Origin of the sequence: Yersinia sp. KBS0713 (assembly GCF_005937895.2) — a bacterium.
Lineage (GTDB): Bacteria > Pseudomonadota > Gammaproteobacteria > Enterobacterales > Enterobacteriaceae > Yersinia > Yersinia bercovieri.
The window spans coordinates 3,962,655-3,979,010 of record NZ_CP042173.1 but is presented as its reverse complement, the minus strand read 5'-3'; the positions used below and the strand labels follow the sequence as shown (position 1 = coordinate 3,979,010).

Below are 16,356 nucleotides of genomic sequence, written 5' to 3'. Positions count from 1 at the left end.
ACGGTGCAACGAGGGCGAAAGTAAACGATGACCCTAAAGGAACTCTACGTTAAAATGCATATCAAAATGCAAAATTGATCCTGACTTGGGTTTTTTGCTCCAGGAGTGATTATTTTTGTTGATCACCAGGAGATGAGTAGGATATCAAGCTAACCATATTTTCATTCGATGACGTTAGGATGACGGTTTTTGAACAGGATAGATTTAGAGGTATTTAAAAGATGAAACAGATTCCGATGACGGTACGTGGCGCAGATAAACTGCGTGAAGAACTGGATTTTTTAAAAGGCGTTCGTCGCCCTAAAATTATTTCTGATATTGCCACTGCCCGTGAGCATGGCGATTTGAAAGAAAATGCGGAATATCACGCAGCCCGCGAACAGCAAGGGTTCTGTGAAGGCCGTATTCAAGAAATTGAAGCAAAGCTCTCCAATGCGCAGGTGATTGATATCACTAAAATGCCAAATAATGGGCGCGTTATTTTTGGTGCCACGGTTCGTGTCTTAAATGTGGATATCGAAGAGGAGCAGCAGTATCGGATTGTGGGTGATGATGAAGCTGATTTTAAGCAAAATCTTATTTCAGTTAACTCACCTATCGCTCGTGGCCTGATTGGTAAAGAAGTCGATGACGTCGTTGTTATTCGAACTCCAGGCGGCGAAGTAGAATATGAAATTCTTAGCGTGGATTATGTGTAATACTTGTTCATCTGAGCAGATATTTCGCATTATTTCTCAAAAATGAAGTTGTAAAGAAAAGTAAAAGGCCGCATGCGGCCTTTTATCAGAACAAAGTGCATGGCACCTTTTCTCTAAAACAAGCGTCACTTAACGCGGTAAAATAATTTTGCGCTCTTTCGCTGGGCGATAAAGCACTAAAATATTACCGATGATTTGGACGTTAACGGCACCGGTTTCACGCACGATGGCATCAGCAATTAGGGCTTTGGTTTCACGCTCTTCAGCAGTGATCTTCACCTTAATAAGTTCATGATGTTCCAGCGTTTGTTCGATTTCAGCCAGCACACCTTCGGTTAATCCGTTATTGCCCAGCATCACTACTGGTTTTAACGGATGGGCCAAGCTTTTCAGGTGCTGTTTTTGTTTGTTATTCAGATTCATCGTCTTTTTTGCTTAAGTTGGGATTGAAAACGGTTCATTCTACCGCCATCTCATGTGTATCACCAAATCGGTCTACGTCGATGGGGAGTTTACGCGAGCTAAGCAATAGATGCGCGGACTCTTAATTAAGATAGTTGGAAAAATAGATGTCTAATAAAAAGCGTTCGGGTAGCTCCAGTCGCTGGTTGCAAGAACACTTTAGCGATAAATACGTCATTCAGGCGCAGAAAAAGGGGCTACGCTCTCGCGCCTGGTTTAAACTTGATGAAATACAACAGAACGATAAACTTTTTAAGCCCGGTATGACCGTTGTCGATTTAGGCGCGGCACCTGGTGGCTGGTCCCAATATGTTGTAACCCAGATCGGGGGTAAAGGGCGGATCATTGCATGTGATCTTCTACCAATGGATCCTATTGTTGGTGTCGATTTCCTTCAGGGCGATTTTCGTGATGAACTGGTTCTGAAAGCTTTACTTGAGCGCGTTGGGGATAAAAAAGTTCAGGTGGTCATGTCTGATATGGCCCCGAATATGAGTGGTACTCCGGCAGTCGATATACCTAAATCAATGTATCTGGTTGAATTAGCTTTGGAAATGTGTCGAGATGTACTTGCACCAGGCGGAAGTTTCCTGGTGAAGGTGTTTCAGGGAGATGGCTTTGATGAATACCTACGGGAAATTCGCTCCCTGTTTACGAAAGTTAAGATTCGTAAGCCAGACGCTTCTCGTGCGCGATCGCGTGAAGTGTACATTGTAGCGACAGGGCGGAAACTGTAGTACCCTAACGCTGTTTGTTAACACAGTTGTAATATGAGGTTAATCCCTTGAGTGACATGGCGAAAAACCTAATTCTCTGGTTAGTTATTGCAGTCGTACTGATGTCTGTATTCCAGAGCTTTGGACCCAGCGAATCGAATGGCCGTAGAGTGGATTACTCTACTTTCATGTCCGACGTAACCCAAGAACAGGTTCGTGAAGCACGTATCAATGGACGTGAAATCAACGTCAGTAAAAAAGATAACAGCAAATATACGACTTTCATTCCGGTCAACGATCCAAAGCTGTTAGATACCTTATTGACTAAAAATGTGAAAGTTGTTGGTGAGCCGCCGGAAGAGCCGAGCTTGCTGGCATCTATCTTTATTTCTTGGTTCCCAATGCTGTTGTTGATTGGGGTCTGGATCTTCTTTATGCGTCAAATGCAGGGCGGCGGCGGCAAAGGGGCAATGTCCTTTGGCAAGAGCAAGGCCAGAATGCTGACCGAAGATCAGATAAAAACCTCTTTTGCTGATGTTGCTGGTTGTGACGAAGCAAAAGAAGAAGTCAGTGAATTGGTTGAATATTTGCGCGAACCAAGCCGTTTCCAGAAGCTGGGCGGTAAGATTCCGAAAGGCGTGTTAATGGTCGGTCCTCCAGGGACAGGTAAAACCTTGTTGGCGAAAGCCATTGCAGGTGAAGCCAAAGTGCCATTCTTCACCATCTCCGGTTCTGACTTTGTAGAAATGTTTGTTGGTGTGGGTGCATCCCGTGTCCGTGACATGTTTGAGCAGGCTAAGAAAGCCGCGCCTTGTATCATCTTTATTGATGAAATTGATGCGGTAGGCCGTCAGCGTGGCGCTGGATTGGGTGGTGGTCATGACGAACGTGAACAAACCCTGAACCAAATGCTGGTCGAGATGGATGGCTTTGAAGGTAACGAAGGCATCATTGTCATTGCAGCAACTAACCGTCCAGACGTTCTTGACCCAGCTTTGCTGCGCCCAGGTCGTTTTGACCGTCAGGTTGTGGTTGGTTTACCGGATGTCCGTGGTCGTGAACAGATTCTGAAAGTCCATATGCGCCGTGTGCCATTAGATACTGATATTGATGCTTCCGTGATAGCTCGTGGTACACCAGGTTTCTCTGGTGCTGACCTGGCGAACCTGGTCAATGAAGCCGCACTGTTTGCCGCTCGCGGTAACAAACGCGTCGTTTCAATGGTTGAGTTTGAGAAAGCGAAAGACAAAATTATGATGGGTGCGGAACGTCGCTCCATGGTAATGACAGAAGCACAGAAAGAATCTACGGCATACCATGAAGCAGGGCACGCGATCATTGGTCGCCTGGTGCCTGAGCATGACCCAGTACATAAAGTGACGATCATTCCACGTGGTCGTGCGCTGGGTGTGACCTTCTTCTTACCAGAAGGTGATGCGATCAGTGCTAGCCGTCAGAAACTGGAAAGCCAGATCTCTACCTTGTATGGTGGTCGTCTTGCTGAAGAGATCATTTATGGCCCGGAAAAAGTCTCTACCGGTGCATCAAATGATATCAAGGTTGCTACGTCTATCGCGCGTAACATGGTGACACAGTGGGGCTTCTCCGAGAAGTTGGGGCCATTGCTGTATGCTGAAGAAGAGGGGGAAGTATTCCTCGGTCGTTCCGTCGCAAAAGCCAAACATATGTCCGATGAAACAGCGCGTATTATCGATCAGGAAGTTAAATTGCTCATCGAGCGTAACTATCAGCGTGCACGTAAATTGCTGTTAGAAAACATGGATGTTTTACACTCCATGAAAGATGCGCTGATGAAGTATGAAACGATTGATGCGCCGCAGATTGATGACTTGATGAATCGCAAAGAAGTTCGACCGCCAGCCGGTTGGGATGATGCGAGCAAAGCTAAATCATCTGACAATGACAGTACGCCAAAGGCACCTACGGCGGTTGAAGAACCACGTACGCCAAGCTCGGGCAATACAACGCCAGGCAACACAACGCCAGGCAACACAAATAGCATGCCAGAGCAGTTGGGTGATAAGTAAGTCAACAGTTGGCATCTAAAAGCGTTGTGATTAATATAAACCTCGGGCTTGCTCGGGGTTTTTCTTTTTCTTCTATCGATTTCTCTTTTTTTATTGATATAGCATCAAAGTGAATTGCCACTTTTAAGGCGTGAACACATGCATTTAACTGCCAGAGGCCGGGTTTTGGATCTCTCTCACCCACAAGTGATGGGTATTTTGAATGTCACTCCAGATTCATTTTCGGATGGTGGACATCACAACAATCTCGATAAAGCATTGCAACATGCTCAACTGATGTTATCCGCAGGTGCTACTCTGATTGATATTGGTGGTGAATCCACGCGCCCTGGTGCTTTGGAAGTCAGCGAGCAAGAAGAGCTTGATCGGGTGGTACCTGTCGTCGAAGCGCTGGCAAACCGCTTTGATGTTTGGCTCTCTGTTGATACATCGAAAGCGGCGGTAATCGCAGAATCGGCTCGTGCTGGTGCCCACTTGATCAATGATATTCGTTCATTGCAAGAACCTGGCGCACTTGAAGCGGCCGCCCAGAGTGAGTTGCCAGTATGCCTAATGCATATGCAAGGGCAACCGCAAAGTATGCAGCAATCACCTCATTACGACGACCTACTGGCCGATATAAGCCAGTTCTTTAAGCATCATATTGAACGTTGTGTTGCGGCCGGTATCGCAAAAAACAAATTGTTACTCGACCCAGGCTTCGGTTTCGGTAAAAATCTGGCGCATAATTACCAGCTCTTGGCACGTTTGGCCGAACTTCACCATTTTGAATTGCCACTATTGGTGGGGATGTCGCGAAAAACGATGGTTGGTCAGCTACTAAATGTTCCGCCACAACAGCGGGTTATCGGCAGTGTCGCTTGCGCTGTCATTGCAGCAATGCAAGGCGCGCAGATTGTCAGAGTGCATGATGTCAAAGAAACCGTCGAGGCGATGCGTATCGTCGAGGCAACACTTTCAGCGAAGGGATAGAGATAAATTATGAGCGACCGTAAATACTTTGGTACAGATGGCATTCGCGGCAAAGTGGGTGAGAGTCCGATTACGCCTGATTTTGTATTAAAGCTCGGCTGGGCTGCCGGTAAGGTACTGGCGCGACATGGTTCTCGTAAGATTATTATCGGTAAAGATACGCGTATTTCAGGTTATATGCTGGAGTCAGCGCTCGAAGCTGGTCTGGCAGCCGCTGGGCTATCAGCATCATTCACTGGCCCGATGCCAACCCCGGCTGTTGCTTATCTGACCCGAACCTTCCGTGCTGAGGCGGGGATCGTCATTTCAGCGTCCCACAACCCCTTCTATGACAATGGCATCAAATTCTTCTCAATTGATGGCACCAAACTGCCTGATGATGTTGAAGAGGCGATTGAAGCAGAGATGGAAAAACCATTAACCTGCGTAGAATCCGCTGAATTGGGTAAAGCAAATCGTATTGTTGATGCTGCTGGCCGTTACATCGAGTTTTGTAAGGGAACATTCCCGAGTGAACTCAGTTTGAATGAGCTGAAAATTGTGGTCGATTGCGCTAATGGGGCAACTTACCATATCGCGCCAAGTGTCTTGCGTGAACTCGGCGCAACAGTGATCACCATCGGCTGTGAGCCGGATGGGATGAATATCAATGAAGAGTGTGGTGCCACGGATGTCCGCTTGCTACAAGAGCGGGTACTTGCCGAAGGCGCACATGTTGGTCTGGCATTTGACGGTGACGGTGACCGGTTGATGATGGTCGATCACTTGGGTAACAAAGTCGATGGCGACCAAATTCTTTATATCATTGCCCGTGAAGGTTTACGCCAAGGGCAGCTTAAAGGTGGTGCTGTTGGCACGCTGATGAGCAATATGGGCCTGCAACTGGCGCTGAAAGAGCTAGGTATTCCTTTTGTTCGTGCCAAAGTGGGTGACCGCTATGTATTGGAAGCGATGCAGGAAAAAGGCTGGCGCATTGGTGCTGAAAACTCAGGCCATGTGATCTTATTGGATAAAACGACTACGGGTGACGGTATTGTGGCAGGTTTGCAAGTGCTCACCGCGATGGTACGCAACCATATGAGTCTGCATGATCTGTGCAGTGGCATGAAGTTATTACCGCAAATCTTGGTGAATGTGCGCTTCTCTGGTGAGCATAATCCACTAAAATCAGATAGCGTTGAAGAAGTTACTCGCCAAGTTGAAAAAGAACTGGGTGATCGTGGCCGGGTGCTGCTGCGCAAATCAGGGACCGAGCCACTAATCCGAGTCATGGTTGAAGGTGATGCAGAAGAGTCACTGATTGCCGAAATGGCTAACCGAATTGCTGATGCAGTAAAGGCAGCAGGTTAATCAAATTTGTGAGGGAGGGGCCACTTCCCCTGAAAAATGCGCCGAGGTTGGATGAGTTGGCGCTTTTTTCTGCAAATAGAACGGTGTAATGAAATTGCCCTTGCGTGTATCAGACGCTTTGGTTAGTATTCACACCCGCTTAAGTGGGTGAATAAGTCCCCGCTGATGGGTGAGAAGCATTTAGCATGCGGTGACCCCGCAAGGATACAGGTACAACTATGTACGAAGCTCTTCTGGTATTTTTCTTGCTGATTTCGATTGGGCTAGTTGCTCTGATCATGTTGCAGCAAGGTAAAGGCGCGGATATGGGAGCCTCATTCGGAGCAGGTGCATCTGCAACTCTGTTCGGTTCGAATGGTTCCGGTAACTTTATGACCCGTATGACGGCTGTATTGGCGGCGCTGTTCTTCGTCATTAGCTTAATTTTGGGCAATATGAGCACCAACCAGGGCCATAAAGGCAGCGAGTGGGAAAACCTGGGTCAGCCAGCAAAAACTGAGCAGACTACAGCTCCGGCAGCGCCAGTAACGCCGAGTAGTGATATCCCGAAATAATGTTTTAAAAGCAGTCAGTAGTAAAAGACAAAAAGAGAGTTTTAAGATGGTTGCAACGACTTACACAGTAAAAACAACCATTTAAATCAGTGCCGGGGTGGTGGAATTGGTAGACACGCTACCTTGAGGTGGTAGTGCCCGATTGGGCTTACGGGTTCAAGTCCCGTCCTCGGTACCAAATAAGTCAGATAACTTGCTTTTTTGTCTTGATCAACGTAATATTTGCCACGTTTTCGGACGCGGGGTGGAGCAGCCTGGTAGCTCGTCGGGCTCATAACCCGAAGGTCGTCGGTTCAAATCCGGCCCCCGCAACCACTTTCCTAAAGTGTTTTTTTCAAATGTTGTATTCGGTAGACCTCAGATACTTTCGATTTCAATTTGAAAAAAATACTTGTCAGAAAGTTGTACCGAAGCCGCTTTGCGGCAAACAGGGTCCAGTTGCATAAAGCCCCGAATTTCGGGGTTTTTTGTTATTTGACAGCAGAATCACTGGGCTATTAGGCCCTTTTTTTATGTCTTGGGGGTGGGCTTGTCCACATTAGAACAAAAGTTAACAGAGATAATTTCAGCACCGGTTGAGGCCTTAGGCTACGAATTAGTCGGCATCGAGTTCATCCGGGGGCGCCAATCGACGCTACGAATCTATATTGATAGTGACGACGGAATCACTGTTGATGCTTGTGCTGATGTCAGCCACCAGGTCAGCGCTGTATTGGACGTAGAAGATCCAATTACGGTAGCTTACAACTTAGAAGTTTCCTCTCCGGGCCTTGATCGTCCCATGTTCACCGCTGAACACTATACTCGTTACCTCGGTGAAGAAGTCACTCTGGTTTTGCGTATGGCAATGCAGAACCGCCGTAAATGGCAGGGCATTATCAAAGCGGTTGATGGTGAAATGATCACTGTTACTGTGGATGGAAAAGATGAAGTGTTCGCACTGAGCAACATCCAGAAAGCGAATCTGGTACCCCACTTTTAAAGTTTGGATGAGGCAACTAGGATGAACAAAGAGATTCTGGCTGTTGTAGAAGCAGTTTCCAATGAGAAATCCCTTCCGCGCGAGAAGATTTTTGAGGCGTTGGAAACAGCTCTAGCGACAGCGACCAAGAAAAAATACGAACAAGAAATTGAAGTTCGCGTCAGTATCGACCGTAAAACCGGTGATTTTGACACTTTCCGCCGTTGGGTCGCTGTTAATGAAGTCACGATGCCAACACGTGAAATCACGTTAGAAGCCGCTCAATATGAAGACCCTTCGCTCCAGTTGGGTGATTATGTCGAAGACCAGATTGAATCTGTTACTTTTGACCGCATTACGACTCAAACGGCCAAACAAGTTATCGTACAAAAAGTGCGTGAAGCTGAGCGGGCCATGGTTGTTGAGCAGTTCCGCCAGTATTTGGGCGAAATTGTCACTGGTATAGTGAAAAAAGTTAACCGTGACAGTATTGCGCTGGACCTGGGCAACAACGCTGAAGCTGTTATTGGTCGTGAAGACATGCTACCGCGTGAAAACTTCCGTCCAGGCGACCGTATCCGTGGCGTTCTGTATGATGTGCGCCCAGAAGCTCGCGGTGCGCAGCTGTTTGTCAGCCGTTCACGTCCTGAAATGCTGATTGAACTGTTCCGTATTGAAGTACCGGAAATCGGCGAAGAATTGATCGAAATTAAAGCAGCTGCCCGTGATCCGGGTTCGCGTGCTAAAATTGCGGTCAAAACCAACGACAAACGTATCGACCCAGTCGGTGCTTGCGTCGGGATGCGTGGTGCCCGTGTTCAGGCTGTTTCCAGCGAACTTGGTGGCGAGCGCATTGATATTGTATTGTGGGATGATAATCCAGCCCAGTTTGTTATTAACGCCATGGCGCCAGCTGATGTTGCGTCTATTGTGGTTGATGAAGACAGACACACGATGGATGTTGCCGTTGAAGCCAGTAATCTGGCACAGGCAATTGGCCGTAACGGTCAGAACGTACGTTTAGCAGCACAATTGAGTGGCTGGGAACTGAACGTAATGACGGCGGACGATCTTCAGGCGAAGCATCAGGCCGAGGCTCATGCCGCTATTGATACCTTCACCAAATATCTTGATATCGATGAGGACTTTGCCACTGTATTGGTAGAGGAAGGTTTCTCTTCTCTGGAAGAGTTGGCTTACGTGCCGATGAAAGAACTTCTGGAAATCGATGGTCTTGACGAAGATACGGTTGAAGCGCTGCGTGATCGCGCCAAAGCTGCATTGACCACGCTGGCCCTGGCACAAGAAGAGAGTCTTGGCGACCAAAAACCCGCTGATGACCTGCTGAACCTAGCGGGTCTGGAACGTAGCATGGCATTCAAATTGGCTGCGCGCGGTGTGTGTACGCTGGAAGATCTTGCCGAGCAGGGTATCGACGATCTGGCAGATATTGAAGGGCTTAGCGATGAGCAGGCCGGCGAGCTGATTATGGCCGCACGTAATATCTGTTGGTTTGGCGATAACGCGTAATAAACTGTAGCAGGAAGGAACAGCATGACAGATGTAACCGTAAAATCACTGGCCGCTGAGATTCAGACACCAGTTGATCGCCTGGTACAGCAATTTGCTGATGCAGGGATCAACAAATCTGAAGTAGACTCAGTTACCCAGCAAGAAAAAGAAACATTGCTGGCGCACTTAAACCGTGAACACGGTAGCGCGCCTAATAAACTCACGTTGCAACGCAAAACGCGTAGCACCTTGAATATTCCGAGCACCGGCGGAAAAAGTAAATCGGTGCAAATCGAGGTCCGCAAGAAACGCACTTATGTAAATACGCCGGAAGCTGAACAAGCGAAAGCGGAAGAGCAGGCACAGCGTGAAGCGGAAGAGCAGGCACAACGTGAAGCGGAAGCAGCAGCGCAGAAAATCGCTGAAGAAAAAGCTAAACGTGCGGCCGAAGAACAAGCCAAACGTGAGGCCGCTGAAAAAGCTAAACGCCAAGCAGCGGAAAAAGAAAAAGTGACGAATCAACAAACCGACGAAAAAACCAAGCCAGCTCAGACTGATAAAGCACGCCGTGAAGCTGAAGCTGCCGAGCTGAAACGCTCAGTAGAAGAAGAGACACGCCGTAAGGTCGAGGAAGACGCTAAACGCGTTGCTGAGGAAGCCCGTAAGATGGCAGCCGAAAACGAAGGTAAATGGCCAGAACCTGTGGCAGAACAAACCGAATCTGCTGACTACCATGTCACCACTTCACAACATGCACGCGCCGCGGAAGATGAAAACGACGCCAAAGTTGAAGGTGATCGCCGTAGCCGCACTCGTGGTGGAAAGGCAACCAAGCAGAAGAAAGGCAATAAACTCTCTGAGTCTAAAGCTGATCGCGAAGAAGCACGTGCTGTTGGCCGTAAAGGCAAACGTAAACCAAGCACATTGCAGCAGAGCTTCAACAAGCCTGTTGTTGCGGTTAACCGCGATGTAGTCATTGGCGAGACGGTAACTGTCGCTGAATTGGCGAACAAAATGGCGGTTAAAGGCTCTCAGGTCATCAAAGCAATGATGAAACTGGGCGCAATGGCAACCATTAACCAGGTTATCGACCAAGAAACAGCACAGATGGTTGCTGAAGAGATGGGCCACAAAGTCATCCTGCGTCGTGAAAACGAACTGGAAGAAGCGCTGATGAGTGACCGTGATACTGGCGCTGAAGCTGCTGCTGAGCACCGTGCACCCGTTGTGACCATTATGGGTCACGTTGACCACGGTAAAACCTCTCTGCTGGACTACATCCGCTCCACGAAAGTGGCGTCAGGTGAAGCTGGCGGCATTACTCAGCATATCGGTGCTTATCACGTTGAAACTGAAAACGGCATGATCACCTTCCTGGATACCCCAGGACACGCCGCGTTTACTTCAATGCGTGCCCGTGGTGCTCAGGCAACAGACATCGTGGTACTGGTTGTTGCTGCTGATGATGGCGTGATGCCACAGACTATCGAAGCTATTCAGCATGCCAAAGCGGCGAACGTGCCGGTTGTGGTTGCAGTGAACAAAATCGATAAGCCAGAAGCTGATCCAGATCGCGTTAAAACCGAGCTGTCTCAGTACGGTATCCAGCCTGAAGAGTGGGGCGGTGATTCCCAGTTCATCAACGTATCTGCGAAAGCCGGTATCGGTATTGATGAGTTGCTGAACGCCATCCTGCTGCAAGCTGAAGTACTGGAACTGAAAGCAGTTCGTACTGGCATGGCAAGTGGTGTTGTTATCGAATCCTTCTTGGATAAAGGCCGTGGCCCTGTCGCTACCGTGCTGGTTCAGCAAGGAACCTTGAACAAAGGTGATATCGTACTGTGTGGCTTTGAGTATGGCCGTGTGCGTGCGATGCGTGACGAGTTAGGCCGTGATATCACGTCTGCTGGTCCATCTATTCCGGTTGAAATTCTGGGTCTGTCCAGTGTTCCTGCTGCCGGTGATGAAGTTACCGTTGTTCGTGACGAGAAAAAAGCCCGTGAAGTTGCACTGTATCGTCAGGGCAAATTCCGTGAAGTTAAGCTGGCTCGTCAGCAGAAATCCAAGCTGGAAAACATGTTTGCTAACATGACCGAAGGCGAAGTTTCTGAACTGAACATTGTCATCAAGTCTGACGTTCAGGGTTCTTGTGAAGCTATCTGCGATTCACTGGAAAAACTGTCTACCGATGAAGTGAAAGTCCGCATTGTGGGTTCAGGCGTTGGTGGTATCACCGAAACTGATGCAACACTGGCTGCTGCTTCTGGCGCGATCATCCTTGGCTTTAACGTTCGTGCTGATGCTTCAGCGCGTCGTGTGGTAGAAACCGAAGGTCTGGATCTGCGTTACTACTCAGTAATCTATAGCTTGATCGACGAAGTTAAGCAGGCGATGAGTGGTATGTTGGCGCCTGAGTACAAACAGCAAATCATTGGCTTGGCTGAAGTACGTGATGTGTTTAAATCACCGAAATTTGGCGCCATTGCAGGTTGTATGGTTACTGAAGGTGTGATTAAGCGTAATAATCCAATTCGTGTTCTGCGTGACAACGTGGTTATCTATGAAGGTGAGCTGGAATCTCTGCGCCGCTTCAAAGATGACGTTAACGAAGTCCGTAACGGCATGGAGTGTGGTATCGGCGTTAAGAACTACAACGACGTCCGTACTGGTGATGTAATCGAAGTCTTCGAAATTATCGAAATCAAACGTACTATCGATTAATCGCCTCAGATCTGCTTATATCCAGTTGGGGGGCCTTGGCCCCCCAACTTGTCTGGAGAATCCAAATGGCAAAAGAATTCAGCCGTTCTCAGCGTGTTTCGCAGGAAATGCAGAAAGAGATCGCACTCATCTTACAGCGTGAAATCAAAGACCCGCGTGTTGGCATGGCTACCGTATCAGGCATCGAGCTGTCCCGTGATTTGGCTTACGCTAAAGTTTTTGTGACCTTTTTGAACGTATTAACCGATAACGCAGATCCGGATACGGTAAAAAATGGCATTAAAGCACTACAAGATGCCTCCGGTTATATCCGCACTTTGCTGGGTAAAGCGATGCGTCTGCGTATCGTGCCAGAACTGACTTTCGCTTATGATAACTCTTTGATTGAAGGGATGCGGATGTCTAACCTGGTGACTAACGTCATCAAAAATGATGTAGAACGTCAGGTTAATCCAGGTAGCGACGAGGAGAAGTAATGGGTCGTCCACGTCGTCGCGGCCGTGACATTAACGGCATTCTGTTATTGGATAAGCCGCTGGGCCTCTCCTCTAATGACGTTTTACAAAAAGTAAAACGCCTCTTTAGCGCTAACCGCGCAGGGCATACAGGGGCGCTTGATCCACTGGCGAGCGGTATGCTGCCTATATGCCTGGGAGAAGCGACTAAGTTTTCCCAATTTTTGCTGGATTCAGATAAACGCTACCGCGTCGTTGCTCGCTTAGGGCAACGTACTGATACTTCGGATGCTGAAGGCGCATTAATCAGCGAGCGGGAGGTCAAGGTGACTCAGGCTCAGATGGATGCTGCTCTGGAGAGTTTTCGTGGTGATAGCCAGCAAATTCCGTCGATGTATTCTGCGCTAAAGCACCAAGGTAAACCGCTGTATGAATATGCCCGCCAGGGGATTGAAGTCGAGCGTGAAGCCCGCAGTATCACAGTGTACGAGTTGCTCTTTATCCGCTGGGAAGGCAACTTTCTTGAGCTGGAAATCCACTGTTCCAAAGGCACTTATATTCGCACCATCATTGATGACTTGGGTGAATTGTTAGGTTGCGGTGCGCATGTGAGTTATCTGCGTCGGTTGCAAGTGGCTACCTATCCAAGTGACCGCATGGTGACTTTAGAACAGCTGAAAGCGATGGTTGAAGCGGCGCAGGTAGATGAGCGCTCGCCAAATCCAGAACTGGATCTACTACTGCTCCCGATGGACAGTGCGGTATTAAACTTTCCTGAAGTCAATCTGTTACCCGCAGTAGCTGCCTATGTTAAGCAGGGGCAGCCGGTGCATGTATCTGGCGCACCGGATGAAGGAATGGTTCGTATTACTGAAGGCGAAGAGCATAGCTTTATTGGCATCGGCACCATCGCAGAGGATGGTCGGGTTGCACCGAAACGTTTGGTTGTGGAGTACGCCGAGTAGGGCCTAGCGGCCTTTCTTGCGATCCCGCGGTTCAAAGAGTAGAATAGTGCGGCTTACATATTGGGTTGCTGAATTAGAGATCGGCGCCTGTCTTAATTTATCTATATATTTGGAGTTGTATCATGTCTCTAAGTGTTGAAGCGAAAGCTAAAATTGTTGCTGACTTCGGTCGCGGTGAAAATGACACCGGTTCAAGCGAAGTTCAGGTTGCTCTGTTGACTGCTCAAATTAACCATTTGCAAGGTCACTTCTCCGAGCACAAAAAAGATCACCATAGCCGTCGTGGTCTGCTGCGTATGGTATCCACGCGTCGTAAGCTGCTGGACTACCTGAAGCGTGAAGATGTAGCGCGTTATGCTTCCCTGATCGAACGTCTGGGTCTGCGTCGCTAAGTCTGCGAGTTTCGGGAAAAAGGGGCCAATAGGCCCCTTTTTTCTAAGAAGCAATGATAAAATACGTTAGTATATTGTTGTTGTTTATTACTCAAAGTGGCAGCTAACACCGCTTCCGCTTCAAGTAAGAAGAGTAAATTTTAAAAATAGGATCTTCCGGTGCAGAGGTTCGCGCGGCTAATGAGAGACTTTAACTCAATGCGGGTTAAGGATTGTCATTAGTCGCGAGGATGCAGTGTGAAGGTAATAGTGATAGGTGGATGAGATCGTCAATACGATCCGGCACCGCATAGTATAAGGATACTATTTTGCTGACTCCGATTATTCGTAAATTCCAGTACGGCCAACATACCGTAACCATCGAAACGGGCATGATGGCTCGCCAGGCAACAGCTGCTGTCATGGTAAGCATGGACGACACCGCAGTATTTGTGACTGTTGTTGGCCAAAAGAAAGCTAAACCAGGTCAGAGCTTCTTCCCGCTGACTGTTAACTATCAGGAGCGTACTTACGCTGCTGGCCGTATCCCAGGCAGCTTCTTCCGTCGTGAAGGCCGCCCAAGTGAAGGCGAAACACTGACTTCACGTCTGATTGACCGTCCGATTCGCCCACTGTTCCCAGACAGCTTCCTGAACGAAGTTCAGGTGATTGCGACCGTGGTTTCTGTTAACCCACAGATTAACCCAGACATCGTGGCACTGATTGGTGCATCAGCTGCGCTGAGCCTGTCAGGCATTCCATTCAACGGCCCAATCGGTGCTGCTCGCGTTGGTTTCATCAACGACCAGTATGTGCTGAACCCAACGACTGACGAACTGAAAGAGAGCCGTCTGGACTTGGTTGTTGCCGGTACTGCGGGCGCAGTATTGATGGTTGAATCTGAAGCAGACATTCTGTCTGAAGATCAAATGTTGGGCGCGGTGGTCTTCGGCCACGAACAACAACAAGTTGTGATTGAAAATATCAACGCTCTGGTTGCCGAAGCCGGTAAACCTAAGTGGGATTGGCATGCTGAGCCAGTTAACGAAGCGCTGCACGCGCGCGTTGCTGAGCTGGCTGAAGCTCGTCTGGGTGACGCATATCGCATCACTGAGAAACAAGAGCGTTACACTCAAGTTGATGCTATCAAAGCTGATGTGACTGAAGCGTTGCTGGCACAAGACGAATCTTTGAATGCGTCTGAAATTCAGGACATTCTGGGCGATGTTGAGAAAAACGTTGTTCGTAGCCGCGTATTACGTGGCGAGCCGCGTATCGATGGCCGCGAAAAAGACATGATCCGTGGTCTGGATGTGCGTACTGGCGTATTGCCACGTACCCATGGTTCTGCGTTGTTCACCCGTGGTGAAACTCAGGCACTGGTTACTGCAACACTGGGTACTGCACGTGACGCGCAAAATATTGATGAGCTGATGGGTGAGCGTACTGACTCATTCCTGCTACACTATAATTTCCCTCCATATTGCGTTGGTGAAACCGGTATGGTTGGCTCACCGAAACGTCGTGAGATTGGCCATGGCCGTCTGGCGAAACGTGGTGTGTTGGCAGTTATGCCAAGCCCGAGCGAGTTCCCTTATACTGTTCGTGTGGTTTCTGAAATCACCGAATCTAACGGTTCTTCCTCAATGGCTTCTGTTTGTGGTGCTTCTTTGGCCCTGATGGATGCAGGCGTGCCAATTAAAGCCGCTGTTGCGGGTATCGCGATGGGTCTGGTTAAAGAAAACGAAAACTTTGTCGTTCTGTCTGACATTCTGGGTGACGAAGATCACCTGGGTGACATGGACTTTAAAGTGGCCGGTAGCCGTGACGGTATCACCGCATTGCAAATGGACATTAAAATTGAAGGCATCACCCGCGAAATCATGCAGGTGGCTCTGAACCAGGCCAAGGGTGCGCGTCTGCACATTCTGGGTGTTATGGAACAGGCTATCAGCACACCTCGTGGTGATATCTCTGAGTTCGCTCCACGTATCTACACCATGAAAATCAATCCTGAGAAAATCAAGGATGTGATCGGTAAAGGTGGTTCTGTGATTCGTGCGTTGACTGATGAAACGGGCACCACGATCGAAATCGAAGATGATGGTACCATTAAGATTGCAGCAACCGACGGCGACAAAGCAAAACACGCTATTCGTCGCATCGAAGAGATTACTGCTGAAATCGAAGTGAACCGTATCTATGCGGGTAAAGTGACCCGTATCGTTGATTTCGGTGCGTTTGTGGCAATCGGCGGCGGTAAAGAAGGTCTGGTTCATATTTCTCAAATCGCTGATAAGCGCGTAGAGAAAGTGACAGACTACCTGCAGATGGGCCAAGAAGTGCCAGTTAAAGTAATGGAAGTTGATCGTCAGGGCCGTATCCGCCTGAGCATCAAAGAAGCCACTACTCCTGACGCAGAAGCTCCGGCACCAGAAGCAGCAGAGTAATAAAGCATTCCATAGCCCCTGACTGATGAGTGAGGGGCTATGTTATCTCGAGGGCAGGATGCTCTTGTGTTAAACAAATGGATGAAAGGATATTTATCCAATGTTTGTCTTCGGGAGTAGG

At 48.5% G+C, this 16,356-nt stretch carries 14 protein-coding genes and 2 tRNA genes; 15 read left to right on the top strand and 1 reads right to left on the bottom strand.

What is annotated here, in order from left to right:
* Positions 1-221 precede the first annotated feature (221 nt).
* A complete protein-coding gene (greA, locus tag FFE93_RS18870; protein ID WP_004875420.1) occupies positions 222-698 on the top strand; it encodes a transcription elongation factor GreA in 477 nt (158 codons plus the stop codon).
* Positions 699-827: 129 nt separating this feature from the next.
* Here greA and yhbY read toward each other — a convergent pair whose 3' ends face one another.
* Positions 828-1,121, bottom strand: a complete 294-nt coding sequence (yhbY, locus tag FFE93_RS18865) for a ribosome assembly RNA-binding protein YhbY (protein ID WP_004389225.1) — start codon at positions 1,119-1,121, stop codon at positions 828-830.
* Between the two features lie 146 nt (positions 1,122-1,267).
* Here yhbY and rlmE point away from each other — a divergent pair, with 146 nt between their 5' ends.
* The 14 genes from rlmE (at position 1,268) to pnp (ending at position 16,235) form a co-directional block, all read left to right on the top strand.
* Positions 1,268-1,897 carry a 23S rRNA (uridine(2552)-2'-O)-methyltransferase RlmE gene (gene rlmE / locus FFE93_RS18860; protein WP_005272605.1) on the top strand — a complete coding sequence of 210 codons (630 nt, stop codon included), beginning with the start codon at positions 1,268-1,270 and terminating at the stop codon, positions 1,895-1,897.
* Positions 1,898-1,953: 56 nt separating this feature from the next.
* The gene (gene ftsH, locus FFE93_RS18855; RefSeq protein WP_032897121.1) at positions 1,954-3,924 is read left to right on the top strand and encodes an ATP-dependent zinc metalloprotease FtsH; all 1,971 of its coding nucleotides are present in this window, start codon (positions 1,954-1,956) and stop codon (positions 3,922-3,924) included.
* Positions 3,925-4,062: 138 nt separating this feature from the next.
* Positions 4,063-4,896: a dihydropteroate synthase gene (folP, locus tag FFE93_RS18850; protein WP_057648901.1), complete on the top strand. Its 834-nt coding sequence runs from the start codon at positions 4,063-4,065 to the stop codon at positions 4,894-4,896.
* A gap of 9 nt (positions 4,897-4,905) precedes the next feature.
* Entirely contained in the window at positions 4,906-6,246 is a 1,341-nt protein-coding gene (glmM, locus tag FFE93_RS18845; RefSeq protein WP_005272598.1) for a phosphoglucosamine mutase, read from the top strand.
* A 218-nt stretch (positions 6,247-6,464) separates the two neighbouring features.
* Positions 6,465-6,800, top strand: coding sequence for a preprotein translocase subunit SecG (secG, locus tag FFE93_RS18840; RefSeq protein WP_032897119.1), 336 nt, complete (start codon positions 6,465-6,467; stop codon positions 6,798-6,800).
* A gap of 91 nt (positions 6,801-6,891) precedes the next feature.
* Positions 6,892-6,978 (top strand) — tRNA-Leu (locus FFE93_RS18835).
* 60 nt (positions 6,979-7,038) lie between these two features.
* A tRNA-Met gene (locus FFE93_RS18830) sits at positions 7,039-7,115 on the top strand.
* 214 nt (positions 7,116-7,329) lie between these two features.
* Positions 7,330-7,782, top strand: a complete 453-nt coding sequence (gene rimP, locus FFE93_RS18825; protein ID WP_002222054.1) for a ribosome maturation factor RimP — start codon at positions 7,330-7,332, stop codon at positions 7,780-7,782.
* 21 nt (positions 7,783-7,803) lie between these two features.
* Complete coding sequence (nusA, locus tag FFE93_RS18820; protein ID WP_004875413.1) at positions 7,804-9,291, top strand: transcription termination factor NusA; 1,488 nt, start codon at positions 7,804-7,806, stop codon at positions 9,289-9,291.
* 24 nt (positions 9,292-9,315) lie between these two features.
* A complete protein-coding gene (gene infB, locus FFE93_RS18815) occupies positions 9,316-11,994 on the top strand; it encodes a translation initiation factor IF-2 (protein WP_005272593.1) in 2,679 nt (892 codons plus the stop codon).
* A 65-nt stretch (positions 11,995-12,059) separates the two neighbouring features.
* Positions 12,060-12,470, top strand: a complete 411-nt coding sequence (gene rbfA, locus FFE93_RS18810) for a 30S ribosome-binding factor RbfA (RefSeq protein ID WP_005175393.1) — start codon at positions 12,060-12,062, stop codon at positions 12,468-12,470.
* Positions 12,470-13,414 (top strand): tRNA pseudouridine(55) synthase TruB, encoded by a 945-nt coding sequence (gene truB, locus FFE93_RS18805; protein ID WP_005272591.1) that lies wholly within the window; start codon positions 12,470-12,472, stop codon positions 13,412-13,414. The genes rbfA and truB overlap by 1 nt, the downstream gene beginning before the upstream one ends.
* A 122-nt stretch (positions 13,415-13,536) precedes the next feature.
* Complete coding sequence (gene rpsO, locus FFE93_RS18800; RefSeq protein ID WP_004875409.1) at positions 13,537-13,806, top strand: 30S ribosomal protein S15; 270 nt, start codon at positions 13,537-13,539, stop codon at positions 13,804-13,806.
* 308 nt (positions 13,807-14,114) lie between these two features.
* Positions 14,115-16,235 (top strand): polyribonucleotide nucleotidyltransferase, encoded by a 2,121-nt coding sequence (pnp, locus tag FFE93_RS18795; protein WP_005272588.1) that lies wholly within the window; start codon positions 14,115-14,117, stop codon positions 16,233-16,235.
* Positions 16,236-16,356 lie beyond the last annotated feature (121 nt).

What these genes read in the sequence shown, in the direction of transcription:
- greA (WP_004875420.1), top strand. Translation starts at nt 222, where the DNA reads ATGAAACAGATTCCGATGACGGTACGTGGCGCAGATAAACTGCGTGAA.
- yhbY (WP_004389225.1), bottom strand. Translation starts at nt 1,121, where the DNA reads ATGAATCTGAATAACAAACAAAAACAGCACCTGAAAAGCTTGGCCCAT.
- rlmE (WP_005272605.1), top strand. Translation starts at nt 1,268, where the DNA reads ATGTCTAATAAAAAGCGTTCGGGTAGCTCCAGTCGCTGGTTGCAAGAA.
- ftsH (WP_032897121.1), top strand. Translation starts at nt 1,954, where the DNA reads ATGGCGAAAAACCTAATTCTCTGGTTAGTTATTGCAGTCGTACTGATG.
- folP (WP_057648901.1), top strand. Translation starts at nt 4,063, where the DNA reads ATGCATTTAACTGCCAGAGGCCGGGTTTTGGATCTCTCTCACCCACAA.
- glmM (WP_005272598.1), top strand. Translation starts at nt 4,906, where the DNA reads ATGAGCGACCGTAAATACTTTGGTACAGATGGCATTCGCGGCAAAGTG.
- secG (WP_032897119.1), top strand. Translation starts at nt 6,465, where the DNA reads ATGTACGAAGCTCTTCTGGTATTTTTCTTGCTGATTTCGATTGGGCTA.
- nusA (WP_004875413.1), top strand. Translation starts at nt 7,804, where the DNA reads ATGAACAAAGAGATTCTGGCTGTTGTAGAAGCAGTTTCCAATGAGAAA.
- infB (WP_005272593.1), top strand. Translation starts at nt 9,316, where the DNA reads ATGACAGATGTAACCGTAAAATCACTGGCCGCTGAGATTCAGACACCA.
- rbfA (WP_005175393.1), top strand. Translation starts at nt 12,060, where the DNA reads ATGGCAAAAGAATTCAGCCGTTCTCAGCGTGTTTCGCAGGAAATGCAG.
- truB (WP_005272591.1), top strand. Translation starts at nt 12,470, where the DNA reads ATGGGTCGTCCACGTCGTCGCGGCCGTGACATTAACGGCATTCTGTTA.
- rpsO (WP_004875409.1), top strand. Translation starts at nt 13,537, where the DNA reads ATGTCTCTAAGTGTTGAAGCGAAAGCTAAAATTGTTGCTGACTTCGGT.